This window comes from uncultured Gimesia sp. (genome assembly GCF_937910335.1).
GTDB lineage: Bacteria > Planctomycetota > Planctomycetia > Planctomycetales > Planctomycetaceae > Gimesia.
This window is the reverse complement of sequence record NZ_CALEMX010000122.1, coordinates 1-20,033: the sequence shown is the minus strand read 5'-3', so window position 1 is coordinate 20,033 and position 20,033 is coordinate 1. Positions and strand designations below refer to the sequence as shown.

Below are 20,033 nucleotides of genomic sequence, written 5' to 3'. Positions count from 1 at the left end.
ATGGCGCAAATTACGTGCCAAAGCGAGGGAAGTCATCTGGGAAATGCGGGTTAAACAGAATCAAAAACGGCAGGCTACCGAATGAGCGGGATTATTTTCCAAGCTGTTTCAAATTACCAAGCAAGTTGTCGGCGATCTGGTTTTCCTTCCCGCCGATCACTTTGATCGAATAAGATTTTTCACTTCCCGGCAGATCGCTTTGAATCAGACAGTCTGAAATCCGACTGTGAAAAACATTCTTCAGTCGCAAACCCTCTTGGGCATAATCGAGAATCGTACAACCGGTCACATTCATCCGACGCGAATCACGAATTTCCAGCGCGGGGGTTTCGTCGCCGGTGCCCGTAATTTGGTTGCCGCTGATCGTGCAGCCGTCGCAGTCGGTAAACAGCATGCCGACTTGCGCGGTGGCACCATCACGATAATGATAGCGGGGATTGCGATCCAGCACGTTGTTCGAAACCAGAATATTTCGACAATCGTGAATGCGGATATTATGCTGATATCCTTTCCACATGGTATTGCCGGTCACCGTTACCCCGCGGGCGCTGGTGATTTCAATATTGGTCTGCACATCAGACAGTACATTGTCGGCGATGGTAATATTGCCATCACGGTATTCGCTGGAATGCGGGCGGACGAACGCATTTTCATTGATCCGAATGTTAGCAGAGCCGGGCGCATAATGATCATGTTGAATCGTGCAGCCGACTATGGCAATCTCACCCACCATGGCGCCTTCGGAATCAATGAGAACGTTCGCCGTCGGCTCCGAGTTTTCGTCTCCCATGTTGCCTTCAATATCACAGACGCCGATCTGAATGTTCCGGACATCGCCCTTCCGCACTACCACGCCACCACCGGCGTTGTAAGAAATGTGACAGCCGACAATATTAGACTGGTGAATATTGACGTGATCATAAAAAATGCCCGCACCCCGGTTCTGATAGATATGACAGTTGGAAACAATCACATTTCGATTGCGTTTCACAAAGTGAATGCCATGCAGCGCGCGGCGGATTGTAAGACGAGTCAGCGTGATCTGCATGGTTCCCGTAGCTTCGATCCCGCACGCTTCCGGATGGTCACCCACAATCTCCAGGCCGTCAACCATCGGCGAACGCTGGTTGAGCCAGACATTTTCTTTAACGGTATGCGGGCTGGCTGTACCCGCATGCGTGCCAATAAACCGAAAGGCAGGCCCGGCGCCCGCCATAATAATAGTGGCGGTTCCGTCAGAACTAAGCGACGTTGGCCCCAGTTTGTCCAAATCGATGGCAATCGTTTTGGTAATGCGATACACGCCTTTGGGAAATTGAATCTGTCCGATTTTAGAATCGACGGCCTTTTGAATCGCCGCCGAGTCATCTGCTTTTCCATCGCCGATAGCGCCATATGATTTCACGCTTGGAGTCGCTGATGATTGAACGGGCTGAGACTTATTTTGTGAGTTACCATTGCTTGAGGAAATTAATAGATAACCGACGACCAGCAGTGTTGAAAAACAAATCAAAATTCCACGCATAAAATTTACCTTGCCTCAATGTTGTTGAAAATCTGAGTTGGGGACTGCCGTTACTATTGTAAGCAGAATCGCAGATAGAATGCTATTGTCGATCTGATTTCCAGTTCGAGAGTCTCTGATTTCGTGGTTTTGTATTTTTACATCAGGATAAGTCTACAGCACGACTTTACTTTTGAGACTCAACTGGATTATGTTGTGCGAGACTGAAAATGATTCATGAATGATAATCGTATTGAAAGAGTTGTATTTGAAATGATTGATCGACCAGACGAATCTGAATTTTCTCTCGGCGACCGGGATCTATTACAGTTGCATACCCGCTGGATGCGCTTTGCTTATGATGAAGCGCGGGCTGCCTTTGAAGAGGATGAAGTACCCGTGGGCGCGGTGATTGTCTGTCAGGATCGGATCATCGCAGCCGCGCATAATCAACGCGAAACTTTGAACGACCCGACGGCCCATGCCGAGATGATTGCCATCACCCAGGCGGCAGAGTCGCTAGGCTCATGGCGTTTGTCAGATTGCGTACTCTATGTCACGCTGGAGCCTTGTCCCATGTGTGCCGGTGCTATTATTCAGTCAAGGATACCACTGGTGATTTATGGAACCCGTGATGAGAAAGCCGGAGCGTGTCACTCCTTGTTTCAAATTACCAGCGACCCAAGATTGAATCATCAAAGCACGGTCGTCAGTGGCGTAATGCAGGAAGAATGTCGCACGATTCTGCAAGAATTTTTTCGAAACAAACGGGCCGAGGGAAAAAAGTGATTTTGAAAATTGCAAAAAAAATTTGCACGGTGATCACGTTTCACATCACTTGAAAATAGTATTTTGATTGATTAAGTTGCATCTGAAAAAAATCTTGGATACAGAACAAAGACGATGATTACATTGAAAATCTCAGACTCATCAAAATTAATCGAAATGATAAATCTGATTTTGTCAAGGGAGATTCCGGGAAAATAAACATCCTTAATAATCGTTTCATTTTTTATTTAGTTTCAGCTTGTCCTTCTGACGCCAGTTCGTCAGAATGTCTTTCACAATAACTATTCACAATCTACAGAATCAATTCTGAATATCTTTGAGGCGAGCGAATGCATATTATCTCTCGTGGAACGAATGAGAGTATCCTCATTGGGGAACATACTGTTGTTAAAGTGCTTGAAGTATTTGAGGATCATGTAAAACTGTCGATTGAGACCCCCGGTGAGACTCCTGGCGCAGAACCTGCTTACTGGGAAAAAGTGGTCTATTTGAATCAATCTTTTGATCTTGAAGAAACAGAAGAGCTACAGTCCATTCAATATAGTGGCTAATTAATCTCTTCTTGCAGAACAAACTTTCAGAACAGCCTCCTCTAAAAGCTGTCGATGGAAGGGTTTCTTCTAATTCATTCTCTAAAGAAGCTGTGCTTTTCTACTGCGCAGCCTTGGCGTTTTTGCTAAAATTTCTCACAATAGAAGCTGTCAGGGGATGAGAAACCATCATCGCTTGTTGTGAGGTTTTCTGTAAAAAAGACAGAAACGTCGTTTCAATATCGCAATCGTTCACTGTGAGGCAAATTGTGCCCGCCATATCAGAGCAGGATGGGGAATCGCTTGGATTAGAGTCCCGGCAACTGCCTCGGCATATTGCCATTATTATGGATGGCAATGGTCGTTGGGCGTCGAGACGTGGATTTCCACGAATCGAAGGCCACCGCCAGGGCGTCAACAGTGTTCGGACCATCGTAGAAGAAGCAACACGTCTGGAAATTGAACAACTGACACTCTATTGTCTCAGTAGCGAAAACTGGAAACGACCCGCTTTAGAATTAAATTTACTGATGCAACTCCTGAAAAAGTTTGTCATCGGCGAGCGGGAAGAGATCATGCGACAGAATATTCGCTTTAGAACAATTGGCCGCAGGAGTGATTTACCTCAAGATGTACTCGTTGAAGTGGATAAAACGATCAGCGAGAGCCAGGGAAATACAGGCATGCAACTTTGTCTGGCACTCAATTATGGGAGCCGCTCGGAAATTGTTGACGCAGTCAAATCGATTGTCGACGAAGTCGAGCAGGGGAATCTGAACAAAGAAGAAATTAACGAAGAGGTAATTTCTTCCCATCTTTATACCGCAGGCATGTCCGATCCTGATCTGGTTCTACGCACGGCTGGCGAAATGCGGGTCAGCAATTTTCTTTTATGGCAGATCAGTTATGCCGAGCTATGGGTCACCGAGACCTATTGGCCCGACTTCTCCGTGTCCGATTTCTGGCAGGCCCTGCGCGATTTCGCTGCCCGTGACCGCCGCTTTGGTGGTTTGAAAGGATAACTCTGCATGCTGGGCTGGCGCTTAATTGTCTCTGTAATCCTGATTCCACTTTTGTTCGGCCTGTTTTATTTCGACCAATCGGCAGGAGTCGGCGCACCCTTTCTCTTAGGCTTATGCTGTCTTTTGATCATACGCGGCAGCTGGGAACTCACGCACATGCTTACGGTTCGCAACCTCACACCTGCGTATCCAGCAGTCTGCCTGCTATCACTCCTAATCTGTATCGCGGCCTGGTTTCCCTTTATGAATATGTCTTTTTTTACGACACAGGGAAACCCGCAGACGCTTTCGCTGGCATTCATGGCGGTCGCTTATGCCGTTGCCGTGCTGTTGATCTTCCTGAAAGCAGCGATCCGATTTCAGGAACCGGGACAAAGTATGGAAACCATTGGCGCGGAAATCCTTTCGGTTTCCTATCTCGGATTCTTATTAACAATGACCGCACAACTCCGCTGGGTTGCAGGATCAGAAACCGGATATCTCGCCCTCGGTTCGTTGATCATCAGCGCAAAAATGGGAGACATTGGCGGATACACATTTGGACGCTTATGGGGCAAAACAAAACTCGTTCCGCGACTCAGTCCGGGAAAAACACGCGTCGGCGGGATCGGCGCACTCTTTGGCGCAGCCCTGGGCGCCTTCCTCTGGTTGCAGTTTACACCATCCCTGTTCAATTCTGCATGGGCAGCCCCTGAATGGTACTGGTCGATTTTATTCGGAGTCGTAATCGGACTGGTCGGACTCGTAGGCGATTTGTGTGAATCGCTCATCAAACGAGATGTCGGGAAAAAAGACTCCGCCGAATTATTGCCCGGCTTTGGAGGTCTGCTAGATCTTCTGGACAGCCCCCTTTATGCCGGCCCGGTCGCGTTTCTAATGTGGAAACTTTTACCATTGATCACCGTCGTCAACTGAGCCCGTTCGTCTTTGCAACGCAGATTACACCAGTGAACTGAGGGCAGACTCTCTGAGAAATTCGGAAAGTAACGGTCAACGAGCCCCGCTTGAGACAATTTCGTTAGCGAATTTTCTCTCGGCAAGTCAACCGACTTCAACAAAACGAGTTCCTCAGCAGGCCACGTAAGAGTGACCCACGCAGCGATCGAATCACTGGTGACATCCCACGATGGAGGCAGTGGGGCAATGTCTGTCTCGGTCATCTGTTTCAAATACGCATCGGAACAGAGTACCGGGATTTTACGATCTTTCCAGACCTCAGCTGCCTCTGCGCGAGATGAAACAACGCGAGCATTCGGCAATAGTTCGCACAACAGTCGATCATTCAGCATCAATGATTGAATGGCAAGCCAATGGGTTGCTTCCTTACCCAGGTCATACGATTGATCCCAACTTCGCACGAGGTTTGCCGCATCGCCACCTCCACAGATGAGCAGAGGCCGCGCATATTCGAATTCAATCAGCAGTCGAGAAAGCCGCGCAGACAGATCGGGCAAATCAAACAGACTGCCTCCGACTTTGATAACGACCGTTTTCATGGATGAGGGAACCCGAACTGTACGAATCGCGAATGCACTTAGTCGATGATTTTCGAAATCTGGTATTCCACAAGACCGCAGGCACCCGCTGATTTCAACTTGGGAACAATCGAACGCACGACAGTCTCTTCCATGATCGTACTGATCGAAACCCAGTCCGGATCAGACAGTGAAGAAACAGTCGGCTTCTGCAGCGCGGGAAGCAGGTTGAGTACGTTTTCCAGATCGGTGCGTTCCACGTTCATCATCAAACAGACTTTGCCTTCCGCAGCCAGACAGGACTCAAGCATCATGGCTATGTTTTCAAGTTTCTCACGTTTCCAGGGGTCGGCAAACGCATCTTTATTGGCAATGAAACGCGTAGTGCTCTGCATCAGCTCTTCCACGATCCGCAGATTGTTCGCTCGCAGCGAGGAACCGGTTTCGGTCACTTCCACAATCGCATCAGCCAGCTTGGGAGGTTTGACTTCGGTGGCACCCCATGAAAATTCGACTTGCGCTTTCACGCCATGCTTTTCCAGATAACGCTCGGTCATGCCGACCACTTCCGTGGCAATCCGTTTTCCTTCCAGATCTTTGACGCTCTGGATTGGCGAATCTTCGGGAACACAAAGCACCCAGCGAACCGGTCGTCGGCTGACTTTGGAAAAGACCAGCTCGCAAATTTCATGTACGTCCGCGTTCGTTTCCAGAATCCAGTCATGCCCTGTAATACCGGCGTCCAATATGCCCTGATCGACATAGCGGGCCATTTCCTGAGCACGAATCAATAAACATTCGATTTCCTCGTCATCAATCGTCGGATAATATGAGCGGGACGAAAATTTGATCACATAACCGGCCCGTTTGAACAATTCCGCCGTCGATTCCTGTAAACTTCCCGCAGGAATACCGAGTTTTAAGACTTTTTCAGACATGGTGCTTGTTTTCTGAATTCGTTGGTTGAATGCGTAATGTGTGTAATGTTAACAGTTTATGTTTTCTCGACCGCCACAGCTCCGGAAACATTTGCCAGACCGCATCAGAGGGGCCTGCGGAAATTGCATCCTTCGCAATAATGCGGTGCGCGTACTCTAACAGTTAAAAAACCGTAGTTCCAGTAGCCCGGAACGAGAATGTTCCCAGAAAATCCCAATCGATGGACTTCCATCAAGCGGTCAGTTTCTCTAGGATCGTGCAAAGATTCACACAGGATATACGATTCCGAGTGATTTTTCACTCCAGGAATCAAAAGATAGAATTGGTTTCTACAGAGTTTTTTTAATGAGTAAGGAGAAAGTCCTCGATGGCCGAGCAAAAAGCCACTAATGTGACATGGCATGATCACCGCGTTTCCAAAGCAGAACGCTGCAAGCAAAACGGACACAAAGGAGCCTGCCTCTGGTTCACCGGATTAAGTGGATCCGGCAAAAGTACGATTGCCAATACCGTAGATCACAAGCTGTTCGAAATGGGCAAACACACGTTTGTTCTCGATGGCGATAACATTCGCATGGGGCTCAACAAAAACCTGGGCTTCTCTCCTGAAGATCGTACCGAAAACATTCGTCGCATTGGTGAAGTTTCCAAACTGTATACCGATGGCGGTATTCTGGTAATGACCGCATTCATCTCTCCGTACCTTGAAGACCGTAATCAGGTCCGCGAAATTATGGGTGAAGGCGAATTTATTGAAGTGCTAGTACAAGCCTCCCTGGAAACATGCGAAGAACGAGATCCTAAAGGACTCTACAAAAAAGCACGTGCGGGTGAGATCAAAGGTTTCACCGGAATTGACGCCCCTTACGAAGCACCTGAAAAACCAGAACTGGTTCTGGATTCCGATGCCAAAGGCATTGATGAATTAGCTGACGAAGTTGTGGCTTACCTCGAAGCAAACGGTTACTTAACCTGCTAATAGATTGGCACTAGTTCTAACGTTGATGTGTGATAAAACCTCAGGTAGCATAACGCTGCCTGAGGTTTTATTCGTGACGGTCATTGAAACTTCCGTTGTTATTCAGGTTTTCTCTCTTTGATTTTATAAGGCCCCAAAGCAGGATCAGACAGGAACCAGTCTTTCGGGCGACTTTCCAGTCGTTTCGTATAATTGCGAATCGAGCGATCATCCCAGAATTTGGGAATCGAAGGGTCTTCAGGAATCCGACCTTTGTCATCAATCTCTTCGATCCACTCATCAAGGGCCCGCGTCAATTGTTTCCGAGTCGCCTGATGTGCCGGCGCATCGATCAGGTTTTTCGTTTCCCAAGGATCATTCTGTAAGTCATAGAGCTCCTCTTTTGGTCGGCTGTCAGCCATCAGTTCCAAAGGCGGGCCCGTTAATTTTCCTTCCGCATGCAGGTGACGCATCAAACCGATAATCGGATAAGAGGCTTCCTTGTAACGGTTGATCTGCAGAAACGGGTGTTCGGGATAATTGTTGCGTAGATAGCGATAACGCTGATCCCGGACCGTCCGAATATGGAACACCGTTTCGTCTCCCCGATCTCGGCCCGCAAACAAATACTCACGCGGCGCCTCTGCTTGACCTCCCAGAAATATCTGCCCCTGCATTTTGTCCGGTTTAGTAATACCCGCAAGTGCCAATGTGGTAGCGCTCAAATCGATCGACGCAATCAGTTGGTCACTTTTTTCTCCCCGTTTGAAGTGTGCGGGAACCGGAAGCCCGGCATTGTCTTCGGGCCAGTAAACGATCAGCGGAATATGCAACCCACTGTCATAAGGCCACTGTTTCCCACGCGGCATCGCGCGACCATGATCGCCGAAAAAAATGACAATCGTATTTTTATCGAGCTTATCACGTTTCAACAGATCCAGAATAAAAGCCACTTTCTTATCGACGGCCATCGCCGCATTCAAATATTGCGCCCACACCGCCCGCGTCACGGGATGGTCAGGATAGTAATCCGGAATCTTCACCTTGGCGGGTTTCGCCTGATAGCCAATATGTTCGTGCGACGTATTCCAGGCACCCCCCCGGTGTGTTTCCGAAAAATTGATCTGAGCATAAAACGGCTGCTGGTTTTTCAGTTGATCCCAATCATTCACGTCAAACGGTTTTTTCCCTTTCGGGTACGTAAAGTTCCAATCGGTTTTGCCCGTTCCTTTATAAAACTTGGACAGCCGACGATCTTTCGTCAGTTTCTTAATGTTCCCCGTCGTATAGCCGGCAGGTCGCAGCCAGTCGGTAATAACACGCACGCCGTCCGGCAGAGGATTCGTTCCCGCACGGTGTGAACGATGATTCTGCGCATCGATGGACATCGCATACATGCCCGTCATAAAAGAGGAACGACTGGTCGAACAAACGGGCGTCACCGTAAATGCGTTGTTGAATAACATCCCTTTTTCCGCCAGACGATCCAGCGTAGGCGTTTTGACTTCAGGAGTCCCATAACAACCCAACTCCGGCCCCATATCTTCCGCAATAATCCACAGAATGTTCGGCCGCTCAGCCGCTTTCAAAGCCGCAAGGTTCAAACCAGACAAGAGGGCGGTAACAAATAAGAACGCACCAACACATCGATTCATGAGCAGAGACTCCACAGCAGAGAGAGGACGAGATCAATAAGTGATAATAAAATGAGCAGATCATTTATCATCAACGATGCCGGAATCATTGTCAATCGAGGGCCGCAGATTGACGTCGCATTTGTCTCCCGGTAAGGATACAAGCCAGGAAGAAATAAATCAGAGTCATGCGTGCAACCGTATCACAACCCTAATGACCAGCCACTTGCTCTTCGTCGTCCTGAATTCCCGGTGGACGACCAATGGCGCGGAGTAAATTCAATTGGGCCTGATTGTAGGCGATGATCGAATTCAAGTAGGTCTGCCGGGCGTTGGCCAGGGCATCGAATGACTGCAATCCTTCCAGAGGCAGTCCCGCCAGCCCACGAATGCGGCCCATGTTTTGATCGTACGATTCGCTGGCGCGTTTAATGTTCTCTTCGGCGAGTTGGATTTGACTCCGTTGTGCCTGCACTGTATTCCAGGCGTTGGTCACGTCCGCCAACACCAGATCAAAAGCGCGATTGGTGCTGATCACACTCTGCTGATAGACGCTGTTGGACTGCTGGCGTCGTGCGCGTGTCCCGAATCCCAGATTTTCGATTGACCAGACGGCCAGCACATCTACATCGGCGCGCCCATCCAGTCCATTCAAATTGTCATTCACGCCGCCACCAAATCCACCACCCGAGGCACCCATATGCAAGTTCGGCAGAAACGGACGCCAATGCTCGGCTCGGGCACGAATCCGATTGGCCTCCATCCGAGCCGTCTGCTCATCTAACTCCGGGCGATAAGTTTGTCCTTGTGAAATCAGCTGATCTAAAGGCGTCGATTCCTGAACCAGCGACACAGGCAGTGGCTGTTCTTCCAACGCAATCAGCAAGGTTTGTGTCCCTATTTCTTCCGGGTCTAATTGTAAAACGCGAATCAGATTGGTCGAAGCAATTTTCATCGACAGCTCTGCGTTGATGATGGCCTGCTTTCTCTTGGTCACTTCAACAGCCGACCGAGAAACATCGGCGCGTGACCCTTTTCCCGCGTTGACAAAAGCTTGCGTCAGTGTGAGCAGTTCCTGCGCGTTCTCCAGATTTTTTTTCGCAATCGCCAAGTCCCCTTGTGCTTTCACAAGATCATAATATCCCAGCGAGGCTTCGAGCAATGTATCATTAAAAGCGGCTGTGTAATTCGAGCGGGATGCATTATACAATTGGCATTCTGCCAAAGGTTCAAAGATCGTATCGGTCAACGAGAGATCAAGCCCCAACCGTGCCGGTCCGCCTGCACCGCCGGTAAGTGGAGGATTATTGGCAGAAATGGCACCACCGCCCACGAACAGCGAGTTACGACTGATATCCTGGATGACCCCGTTTGTTCCCTGAATCTGCCCTTCATGTTTGGTGTATCCAATTCCGGCGTTGAGAGAAGGAATCCACATCGCTTTCGCTTTTGCTTGCCGCGCGTAAGCTTCGTTGATCTGTTCCATCGCCAGTAGAACATTCCAGTTTTGGGCACCCGCCAGCCGCAAGGTCGCAGGCAGATCAATTGGATAAGACTTCAGACCAAAGGGAATCGTATCGTCGATCGAAAACGATGGGTCACTTCCCGTTTCATTTTCCACGGAAATACCCGGTGCAGGGGGGATTGAAGTTTCTGCCAGATTGACCAGACGAGTCGGCTCTACATTCGTATGTCCCACAAGTCGGTTCTCTGATGCTTTCGGGATCTCTATAACGACCTCTGGTTTATTTGGAACCGCTTCTATCGGTCGATGTTCAACGATCTTTCTTTTTCGGATTCTCTCTTGGCGATTCTGTGCCGGAAACTTCCGCACCGTTCGTTTATTGACGTGTGATGATTCGTCATCATCAAAACCAAGCTCGACAAACAAAGGCTTTTTCTCTGAGATATATTTCTGGGACCGCTTTTGTTTGATCCCATCCCGTTGTGCGAAATCCGCTGCTTTCGATTTCTCAACGGGGGTAAAAGCCGTGTATTGGTATCCCTGACAGCCAGCAACTCCCGCACAGAGGAGCAGGGTGAATGAAGTCATAATTGACATGAGGGACATACTACGAACCTTTTAGCCTGTATCCAGGTTTATGGTAGCGTCTCCAGAGCCATTGGGATCAAGTATAAAAGATTGAAGCCACTTTGGTTAACTTGGACGCGCTATCGGAATGAAATGATATCACACATTTTACCTGATGTATCGACCATGCCGATGCTATCGCGTCTTATGATTACTCCGCGATTGACACAATTTCCTGTCCATCCTTCAACTGACCCTCAGGGTTTAACACGATTTGATCGCCAACCTTTATATCTGATGCAATCCCTACAGATTTTGCATTGTTGAACACAATGGACACAGGCTTTTTTTGGCAAGTTGTACCATTTATAACCATTACATAAGGCTGATTCAGGTTGTCAAACTGGACTGCGGAAACCGGAACAATGGGCAGGCTCTTCCAGTCTTTGACGCGAACCGATACGGTTCCATACATACCCGGTTTCAGGTGGAGCTCCTGTTTGGATGTTGAAACGGGGTTTTTGAATTCAATGTCGACGCGCATCATACGAGATTTTTTATCCAGCGTACTCGAGGACCGGCTGATAGTGCCTTCGATAGCCACGCCCGGTAAACCACCAATATTGAAGAACACAATTTTTTGTCCCTCCAACACGCGCGAAGCATGTGTGTTGGGAACCGATGCGACAACGCGTACCTTGTCAATTCGTGATATTTCGAACAAAGGCATCGCCCCGGAGTTGCTCGTAGCAGGACGCACAAAAGCACCATGGTCAACATGCCGCTTGGTAATGATTCCATCATAGGGAGCACGGATGGTTGCAAATTCTACCATCGTCGCTGCACGTTTCGCGACGGCCTCCGCTACCTTCAAATTTGCAGTCGCCGAAGCTTTATCTGCAACCGCTTTGATTTCACCCGCCTGGGCAACAGCCACATTTGCCTCCGCCGCTTTTTCATCAGCAGCCACACTCTCCAACGCCGACTGCGCCGCTTTGACTGCATACTCTGCTTCATCCCGATTCTCTGTTCCAATCGATCCTGTTTTTACCAGCGCCTGGATACGTTGATATTTGGTTTTCTGCAAATCCAGCAATGCCTGCTTTTCTGATTTGTGTGACTTCGCTTGAGTCACTTCCGACATCCGCTGTCTGGTAAGTGCTTTCGACTGTGTGATGGCCGCAATGGCTTGTCCTTCTGCACTCTTCGCCTGTTCGACTTTTGCCAGTTTCTCGGAGAGTTCATCCCGCAACTCAGGAATCGCAATCACAGCCAGCGGCATCCCCTTTTTGACGAGCGAACCGATATCGATCTCTTTTTTACCGATCGATTTGACCTCCTGCACATAACCTCCCACACGCGAAAACAGCTGTGATGTTTCCATGCCATGTACGGAGGAACCGGGCAGATCAATCTTTTCAGAATACGCGATGCCTTCAACTTTGCCGACTTCTACCCGAACCGGTCCATTACTTTTGGCAACGGGCGGTGCTTCTACTGGGGTAGATTTCCCTTTTGGACTGTTGTTAGCATTATCGCAACCACTTAAAAATAGTGAGGGGGAAACGGTGATCACTAACAGAGCTGAGATGGTTTTCACGTTCATTTTTTCATTCGCAAATAATAGAAGTTGTTTCGTGATTGATGATGTTCAGCGATGAGAATCATTACTCCCAACCCGGCTCAGGTTTTTTCTGCTTGATGGGACGTTTTATCATAACATACAAACAGGGCACGACAAATTTAGGCAATAATGTCGCCGCAATGACACCTCCCACAATGGTTCTCGCAAGAGGGACATCTGCCTCACCTCCGGAAAGTCCGCCGAAGAGGGAAGGAAACGCCATTGGCGTTAACGCCAGAATCGTGGTCAGCGAGGTCATTAAAATCGGGCGAAATCGGACCACTGCTGCATCGATGATCGCATCCTGAATCGAAGCGCCCTCTTCCAGACGATGGTTGGCAAAATCGAGCAGCACAATCGTGTATTCCACCACAATTCCGATCATCATGATGATGCCCATGAATGATTGAATATTCAACCGCGTACCTGTCAGCTTCAGAATCACAGCCACGCCAATAAAGCCCAGCGGCACGGTGACCATCACAATCAGGGGATCAAGAAACGAACGGAATTGCGCCACCATCACCAGGTAAACGAGCATCGTCGCCAATATGAGTCCGACCGAAAAGTCAACAAACGAATTCCGCATCGACAGAATCTCGCCTTGCACATCAATCGTAAAACCTTTGGCCGAAGTTTTGTATTTTGTCGGTTCATTCAACCCGATTGTCGCCAATACATTTTGAAACCATACGGGATAGCGGGCGGCGGCGGATCGGCTGTCAGGTGTAGGTACCAGCTTCAATTTGTGATTACTGTCCTGCAGCTTGGCTTCGATCTTGGAAACCACGGTGCCCAAATCGTAACCCAGGCTCACATTCGCAAACACATCTGTCACACGTGTGATGTTCCGATGATTGATCACTGCCGGCCCGGTGGCACTCGCGTCAAACGTCGCGACATCTTCCAGATAAACCAGCGAGCCATCTTTCTGGTTCTTGATCGGAATCGATTTCAGCGAATCGAGTGAGTTAATATCTTTTTCGAAATACTGAGTCCCCAGAAAGTAATGATTACCATTTTTAGGATCAATCCAGAACGCCGGGTCGAAGTTGATCGAGCTGTTGGTCGTACTCACCAGACTCTTCATTACATCTTCCACATTCACATTCAGACTCAGTGCTTTCACGCGATCAATCTCAACTTTGATCATGGGATAATCATTGCGCTGTGCAATCCGAACATCGGTAGCACCCTCCACACTTTCGATGGTGGAAACCAGTTCTCTAGCGATCTCTTGCGCGGTATCTAATGTGTAACCGGTAACCTGCAAATGAATGGGCGAAGGTTCTCCCATGTTCAAGGCAGCCGTCAGAATCCCGCCGGTATCAAAGGCGACATCGACGCCCGCTGCTTTCAAAACAGGATCTGCATTCAAGCGTTTACGCAGGCGTTCGACCACTTCGAAGACACTCCCTTTCCGTTTGTCTTGTAATTGGACCAGCGTGAAAGCGTCCATCGGTCCGCTATTGGGAGAATAAGCCGCCGGCCAGTCAAGCAGCACGCCGATATTGGAAATCAACATCGTACAACTCGAATCTGCCAGTGCTTGTTTGACTTCTGCTTTGGTCAGTATGCGCTCTTCTCCATTCGCATATTTTGTTTTTGTCGCAGGATAAATAGAGACTGCCGCCGGGTTGTTGGGAGCAGGGTCTCCGACATCTTCCACAATCATGTTTTCAATGCGGGCGACCAGTTCTTCTGTTTTCTTTAATTCGGTTCCCGATCGTGCACGAATATAAATCGTGAACTGACCCGAATCGACGGGCGGAAACAATTCACTCCCCGTGCCGGACATAATCACCAGTGAGCCAATAAATAACAGCAACGAGCCAATCATAATCACCCAGCGTAATTTAAGAGCCCCTAATAGTAACTTACGATAACCTCCCACCAGCCAGTTCAAGTCGGCAGGATTGTAACTGGAAGAGAGACCCATGCTTTTTTCGGAATCAGCTCCGCCCTTTGACTTCCGTCTGCTCATGATTTTCGAAGCAGCCACCGGGATAAATAAAATCGCGACTAAATAAGAGGCAATCACAGCGAACAGGACCGACATCGCCAAAGGCGTAAAAAGATATTTGGCCAGACCGGAAAGAAACATCACCGGTAAAAAGACGACGACAAAAGTAATCGTGGAAACAAACAGCGGAACAGCCACTTCAGTCGTCCCTGCCCAAGCCGATTGTAATGGTGCCTCTCCCGCATCAATATGACGTTCCACATTATCGATCACCACAATCGCCTGATCGATCAAGATACCAACCGCAAGCGCCAAACCTCCCAGCGTCATAGCGTTAATCGTGTTCCCGGTAAAATATAAGCCGATCATCGAAACCATAATGGAAATCGGAATCGCCATCGTGATGATCATCGTCGCCCGCCAGTTGCGCAGGAAGATGAATACGATCAAACCGGAAAAGACGGCTCCCAAAATACCGGCAATCCACAAAGCATCGATACTTTCACGCACTTTTACCGATTGATCCATCACGACGTCCAGCTTCAGATTTTTCATCTTGGGATCATCTTCGCCGTTGGCAAGTTTGCGTTCGTCTTTCAGTTTGTTCAGAATTTCCGCCATCTTGCCATGAATGCGGTCGACGATTTCAATCGTGTTCGAACCCGGCTGACGATAAACGGGTACATAAACCAGCGCCCGGTTATTCACTCGTACGATGTTCGATTGAATCTGGTGGCTGTCCTGCACCTCACCCACATGGCTGAAGAGAATCGGCTCTCCCCCCTCCCCAATTTTGATGGGAGCATTATTAAGGAGTTCCACTTTTTCGGGAATCGCATTCGTATAGATATAAAATTCACGTCCCTCAATTTTGGCGCTGCCAGCCGGGATCAGAACATTCTGCTTACGCAGCGCATCGTGAACATCCAGAATGGAAATATTCCGCGCACGCAACTTTTCTGGATCGACATACGCCAGAATACGTCTGAGCTTCCCGCCATTCACAGCCGGTGCAATCACACCGTTGATCGATTGCAGATTGTTCCTTAAATTTTTGTAAGCAATGTCATAGAGTTCGCTGTCATCCATATCCGGGTTGGAGACCGAAACCAGACACAGGGGCACAGAAGCCGTAGGGTCGAAAGGCATCACCATCGGCGGAATCGTTCCGGGAGGCAGGTAGAACATATCACTCATCGCGTAGCTACTGACCTGACTGATCACGTCAGCCTGCGAAACACCTTCATGGAAGAAGTCTTTCACAATGCAGACACCCTGCATGGCTTTAGCTTCCTGATGTTCAATGCCCGCCGATTGACCCGTCCAGCGTTGCAGCCGACTCATGATATCCCGTTCCATCACTTCGGGAGGCATCCCCGGATAGAAGGTCACAATTTGCGCAGCAGACGTCCGGTAAGTAGGCAACAGGTCAGCCGGAATCCGCAGCATGCTGACAACGCCAATAATGAACACGATCAAAACGATCACAATAATCAGATACGGATTTTTTAGAGCGGCACGAATCATATAAGTGGCAATGTATTCTGGGAGAGAGAATTAGCGGCAATAAATGCGAGAGAATAATGACCTAAGTCATCGGGTGAATAACTAGCTCCAGAAATAGTAACTCTTTTAGAAACTCTATGTTACAGCAATCAGGTGATTATTACAGGATTAGAGATGAACTAGATAAGTCGATCTGACAAGTTGAGATCTATTAAATAATGAATTTTTTGAGATCATAGAATATTGAGCAGCTTTCTGTACTCTGATAACGTTTTCCAATTGAATCTCTTGTCTGCTGTCGGTAAGCAAACAAAGACCAGGCAAAGATTTCTCATGACTCAGCATTTGATTAGACTTGCAGTATCCCACTGAGTGGGATAGAATGAGCATTGTTATGAAAGCGGTCTTTGTCGAAACAACAGAGTTTACCGAATGGATTTCAGTATATTTACCGGACGAGGCCTACGCAAAGTTGCAGCAGGAACTCATAGATAACCCAAATCGGGGGACTCCTATACCGGGTTGTGGCGGTCTTCGGAAAGTTCGCACTGCTGACCCTAAGCGAGGTAAGGGAAAACGAGGATGAGCACGGGTTATCTATCTGTATGTCGTTGATGCGAAATGGTTCTATATGATCGACATTTATGACAAAGACGAGAAAATTGACTTATCCAGCTCTGAGAAGAAACAATTGAAGCAGCTTGCAAATGAACTCAAGAAGCACGCCAAGGCTGCCGTCCGCCGCCGTGGGAGGAAAAAGAAATGACGACCAAACAGCGAAAACCATTATTCGAGCGGCTCAAGCAGGGATTGGAAGAAGGGATTGCCCACGCCAAAGGCGAGCTGACATTGAAGACAGTGAAAATTCCCGATGATCCTCCCAAGATTGATGCTGCGACGCTTGCGGCTTTACGGTCTCGGGCGGCAATGTCTCAGGCGGTATTCGCCAAGATGTTGAGCGTGTCTACTAAGACTTTGCAAAGCTGGGAACAGGGAACAAGACAGCCTTCAGGTTCATCCCTGCGAATCATTCAAATGTTTAGTGAGCACCCTGAAGTCGTCTGTGAAAGCGTTGGTTTGCCAATAATCACGCTGAAAGGGGTCAAGATAAAAGAGAAGAAAATAGTCGTTACTCGAAAGCCCCCCAAAAAAAGTCGATAGCAAAAAAACATTGAATCCACTATCCACATTCAGTAAGGGGATGACATGTATTTTGATTCAGGCTTGATTCGTATCGAGTGCCATGCAAATGCAAGGCCACAAGTGCATGTGTCGGTGTGATTGAAGTAATCGTTGGGGGCAAGTTTTTTAGTAATCCAGTAAATGAGACAGCCAGCCGAGATCATTACGATGATGTATATTATAGAATATAAGAAATCGTTTTTACTTCCGGTATTACAATTGCCCTCATATATAGGTCTCATTGGTTCCAGGTCAGGTCTCACGAAGCTGGAATCTAAAAGTAATGAATTCTCCAGAGAGATTCCATCTCCTACTTGATTGATAAAATTAAATTTTTTTGAAATCCAGTTCATGAATAACACTAATCCTAAAATAGTGAGAACTACCTGAAAGTCATTCATCAGCTTTGGTCCGTATCATTGAGAACTGTCAACACAGTAAAATACGATCTGCTCTCCTGAAGTTATATACGATCTCGTTTCGAGTGAATCTGACTTTTCGATAGATTGTCTAAGAAATAAAAAAACCTGTAAGCTGAGATTTGCCGTTCCGGTTCATAATATGAGTCTCTGAAGGCAGGTATGAGTGATGAAGATCAAATTAAACTGATCCTGTAGGCGACATAAAAAAAGCTCTGAACCATAATTGGTCCAGAGCTTTTCAAAGTTGCCCGACTAGGATTTGAACCTAGACTAAGTGAGTCAGAGTCACTCGTGCTACCGTTACACTATCAGGCAAGAGTCAGCGATGGCCTTCGTTTGCTAAGATTAGCAAATATCATCACTTGCAGCCATCTTACGGACATTATACGAAATTATGTTCGCACGCCAAGTCGTTTCGGGAGAGAAATTTCTATTCTTTTCAGTCTGTCTGGCTCTTTTATGATACATCAGAGTATGACACTATATTAAGAAAGCGGGTTCCCTGAATCATCAAATCAGGGACAACACCTTATTACGGAAAGTAGCAATCTATGAGACTTTGGATTCACCGTGTTTTATTGGGCTGGCTCATTTTGACGACATCCTTGGGGGAAGTCACTCAGGCAGAAGAACCGACTTCAAAGGCAGCGTCTGCTCAAGAGCAAGCCTTACTCAAGGGGAAACTTGAAAAGCAGATCGCCGAGTTGACCGCTCAGGTGAAGCAAAACCCCGATGAAATTTCGTTGTACTCTCGCAGAGGAGATGCGAATTTCTTTCTAGGAAACTTCGAAGCGGCCGTTGCCGACTATGATAAAATGCTGAAGTTGAAGCCGTCGATCAAAGCCTCGCACTGGAGACGCGGCATCGCCTGTTATTATGCCAGACAGTACTCCGAAGCAGCCAAGCAGTTTGAAAGTTATCATTCGTTCGACAATATTGATCGTGAGAATGGTATCTGGCGCTTCTTTTCTCAGTATCGAGCCAACGGGGAAAAGGCAGCCAGGCAGGGGCTCCTGAAATATGAAAAAGATGATCGCGAACCGTTTCCAGATATCTATCGGCTGTTTGAAGAAAAAATCACTCCGGAAAAAATACTGAACAATATTCAGAGTGCAGAGATCAGCAAAGAGGAACGCTCCAAAAGGCAGTTTTATGCCTATCTCTATATCGGCTTGAATGAATCATTACACGGTCGTAAAGCAGACGCCCGTTTATACCTGCAAAAAGCCGTCGATAATAAATGGGGGCCGCACGCCGGATTTGGACCAAATTATATGTGGCATACAGGGCGCCTGGAGTTAGAATTACTGACGAAACCGCAAACGAAAAAATAACGTTTACCTGCAAATGATCGTTTCAAAAACATTCCGTTTGTTGAATGGAGACACTGAAGATGAAAACAAATCAGCTATCATATCTATCGGCCCTGATGATCTGCCTGATCTCTGTTTTGGGAAATCACACACTGGCTCAGGAGAAAAAAGAAAATACCGCAACACTCTCAGAGAAGCAAAAAACAGAGAAGCAAAAAACAGAGAAGCAAAAAACAGAGCAGCAAAAAACAGAGCAGCAAAAAAAAGCGAAAGCCTTAGAGCATGCAAAGAAAGGACAGGATTTTCTGAAACGAAAATACTGGAAAGATGCTGCAACTGAATTTGAAAACGCCGTCGCGCTACAGCCAGAGAGCAGCGTTTTACACTATCTGCTAGGGGTCAGCTATCTAGAAAGTTCTCAAGCCAGCAAAGGGTGGGTGGAATTTCGCAAAGCAGTATTGCTGGACACAACGAATAAACGGGCCGCCTATGATTTCATGAAAATCTGGAATTTCTTTGACCGGAAAGGTTTATTGAATGTCGGCACACCTGAAGTCGAAGTTCTCAAGGTGTTGGGGAAACCGGATCGAGAGCGAAATAATAAGAGCGAGTCTCAATTGAGTTATGGATTTATGTTGGTCAATTTTCGTCAAGGCAGACTTTTTGCACTCGTTGATACCCGCGGCCTCAACGTAGAACTCACCAGAGCATTGAATACGATGGAATTTCAACTCCCTCCCCACTGGAGAGAGGGATATCGCAATATGAATGCGTATAACGCTTCGACAGAATATGTCACAGAAGAAGACAAGGTCCAGGATTATCAACAACTCTTTACAACGCAACGATTATTGAAACAGGGAGAAAAAGGATCTGCCAAAGACATGATGAATCACATCAAATCCTTACTGGAAAAATCACAACAGATTGAACTATGGAACGTCATCCAGGATGGCGAAAACGATATCCTCTTTGAATGGCAATCGGGAAAGAATGAGAACACGCCCGCTCAACACTCGATTGTAAGATTGATCAAAGATCAGCGCGATATGCACCGCCTTTCGTATTACACAAGAACACTACCGTTAACCGATATTTCCCATTTGGGTTGAGCCAGGAATCGATCCAGGCTCGAATCAT

At 47.7% G+C, this 20,033-nt stretch carries 16 protein-coding genes and 1 tRNA gene; 9 read left to right on the top strand and 8 right to left on the bottom strand.

Annotation, left to right across the window (positions count from 1 at the left end; genetic code table 11):
- Positions 1 to 91: 91 nt before the first annotated feature.
- Positions 92 to 1,525 carry a right-handed parallel beta-helix repeat-containing protein gene (locus tag Q0668_RS04895; protein ID WP_298860666.1) on the bottom strand — a complete coding sequence of 478 codons (1,434 nt, stop codon included), beginning with the start codon at positions 1,523 to 1,525 and terminating at the stop codon, positions 92 to 94.
- A gap of 252 nt (positions 1,526 to 1,777) precedes the next feature.
- Here Q0668_RS04895 and tadA point away from each other — a divergent pair, with 252 nt between their 5' ends.
- From tadA to Q0668_RS04875, 4 genes are all read left to right on the top strand, one after another.
- On the top strand, positions 1,778 to 2,293 hold the full coding sequence (gene tadA, locus Q0668_RS04890; RefSeq protein WP_366918869.1) for a tRNA adenosine(34) deaminase TadA: 516 nt from the start codon (positions 1,778 to 1,780) through the stop codon (positions 2,291 to 2,293).
- Positions 2,294 to 2,622: 329 nt separating this feature from the next.
- The gene (locus tag Q0668_RS04885) at positions 2,623 to 2,844 is read left to right on the top strand and encodes a carbon storage regulator (protein ID WP_298860660.1); all 222 of its coding nucleotides are present in this window, start codon (positions 2,623 to 2,625) and stop codon (positions 2,842 to 2,844) included.
- A 248-nt stretch (positions 2,845 to 3,092) separates the two neighbouring features.
- Positions 3,093 to 3,845, top strand: coding sequence for an isoprenyl transferase (locus Q0668_RS04880; protein WP_298860657.1), 753 nt, complete (start codon positions 3,093 to 3,095; stop codon positions 3,843 to 3,845).
- A 6-nt stretch (positions 3,846 to 3,851) separates the two neighbouring features.
- Complete coding sequence (locus tag Q0668_RS04875) at positions 3,852 to 4,760, top strand: phosphatidate cytidylyltransferase (RefSeq protein ID WP_298860654.1); 909 nt, start codon at positions 3,852 to 3,854, stop codon at positions 4,758 to 4,760.
- On the opposite strand, the gene Q0668_RS04870 is transcribed toward Q0668_RS04875, so the two are convergent.
- Both Q0668_RS04870 and hisG read right to left on the bottom strand, forming a co-directional pair.
- The gene (locus Q0668_RS04870) at positions 4,697 to 5,341 is read right to left on the bottom strand and encodes a hypothetical protein (RefSeq protein ID WP_298860651.1); all 645 of its coding nucleotides are present in this window, start codon (positions 5,339 to 5,341) and stop codon (positions 4,697 to 4,699) included. The genes Q0668_RS04875 and Q0668_RS04870 overlap by 64 nt on opposite strands.
- Positions 5,342 to 5,379: 38 nt before the next feature.
- Entirely contained in the window at positions 5,380 to 6,258 is an 879-nt protein-coding gene (gene hisG / locus Q0668_RS04865) for an ATP phosphoribosyltransferase (protein ID WP_298860648.1), read from the bottom strand.
- A gap of 368 nt (positions 6,259 to 6,626) precedes the next feature.
- Between hisG and cysC the strand changes: the two genes are divergently transcribed.
- Entirely contained in the window at positions 6,627 to 7,238 is a 612-nt protein-coding gene (cysC, locus tag Q0668_RS04860) for an adenylyl-sulfate kinase (RefSeq protein WP_298860645.1), read from the top strand.
- A gap of 98 nt (positions 7,239 to 7,336) precedes the next feature.
- On the opposite strand, the gene Q0668_RS04855 is transcribed toward cysC, so the two are convergent.
- The 4 genes from Q0668_RS04855 to Q0668_RS04840 form a co-directional block, all read right to left on the bottom strand.
- Entirely contained in the window at positions 7,337 to 8,872 is a 1,536-nt protein-coding gene (locus Q0668_RS04855) for a sulfatase (protein ID WP_298860642.1), read from the bottom strand.
- Positions 8,873 to 9,062: 190 nt separating this feature from the next.
- The gene (locus tag Q0668_RS04850; protein WP_298860639.1) at positions 9,063 to 10,922 is read right to left on the bottom strand and encodes a TolC family protein; all 1,860 of its coding nucleotides are present in this window, start codon (positions 10,920 to 10,922) and stop codon (positions 9,063 to 9,065) included.
- A 172-nt stretch (positions 10,923 to 11,094) separates the two neighbouring features.
- A complete protein-coding gene (locus tag Q0668_RS04845) occupies positions 11,095 to 12,483 on the bottom strand; it encodes an efflux RND transporter periplasmic adaptor subunit (RefSeq protein WP_298860636.1) in 1,389 nt (462 codons plus the stop codon).
- Between the two features lie 67 nt (positions 12,484 to 12,550).
- Positions 12,551 to 15,997: an efflux RND transporter permease subunit gene (locus tag Q0668_RS04840; RefSeq protein ID WP_298860633.1), complete on the bottom strand. Its 3,447-nt coding sequence runs from the start codon at positions 15,995 to 15,997 to the stop codon at positions 12,551 to 12,553.
- Between the two features lie 373 nt (positions 15,998 to 16,370).
- Between Q0668_RS04840 and Q0668_RS04835 the strand changes: the two genes are divergently transcribed.
- Positions 16,371 to 16,562 (top strand): hypothetical protein, encoded by a 192-nt coding sequence (locus tag Q0668_RS04835; protein WP_298860632.1) that lies wholly within the window; start codon positions 16,371 to 16,373, stop codon positions 16,560 to 16,562.
- A 176-nt stretch (positions 16,563 to 16,738) separates the two neighbouring features.
- Positions 16,739 to 17,137, top strand: a complete 399-nt coding sequence (locus tag Q0668_RS04830) for a helix-turn-helix domain-containing protein (RefSeq protein ID WP_298860630.1) — start codon at positions 16,739 to 16,741, stop codon at positions 17,135 to 17,137.
- A gap of 687 nt (positions 17,138 to 17,824) precedes the next feature.
- Here the strand turns inward: Q0668_RS04830 and Q0668_RS04825 are convergent.
- Positions 17,825 to 17,895: transfer RNA gene (locus Q0668_RS04825), tRNA-Gln, on the bottom strand.
- A 236-nt stretch (positions 17,896 to 18,131) separates the two neighbouring features.
- Here Q0668_RS04825 and Q0668_RS04820 point away from each other — a divergent pair.
- Together Q0668_RS04820 and Q0668_RS04815 are read left to right on the top strand one after the other, a co-directional pair.
- A complete protein-coding gene (locus Q0668_RS04820; protein ID WP_298860627.1) occupies positions 18,132 to 18,914 on the top strand; it encodes a tetratricopeptide repeat protein in 783 nt (260 codons plus the stop codon).
- A 59-nt stretch (positions 18,915 to 18,973) separates the two neighbouring features.
- Entirely contained in the window at positions 18,974 to 20,005 is a 1,032-nt protein-coding gene (locus Q0668_RS04815) for a hypothetical protein (protein ID WP_298860621.1), read from the top strand.
- The last annotated feature ends 28 nt before the right edge of the window (positions 20,006 to 20,033 follow it).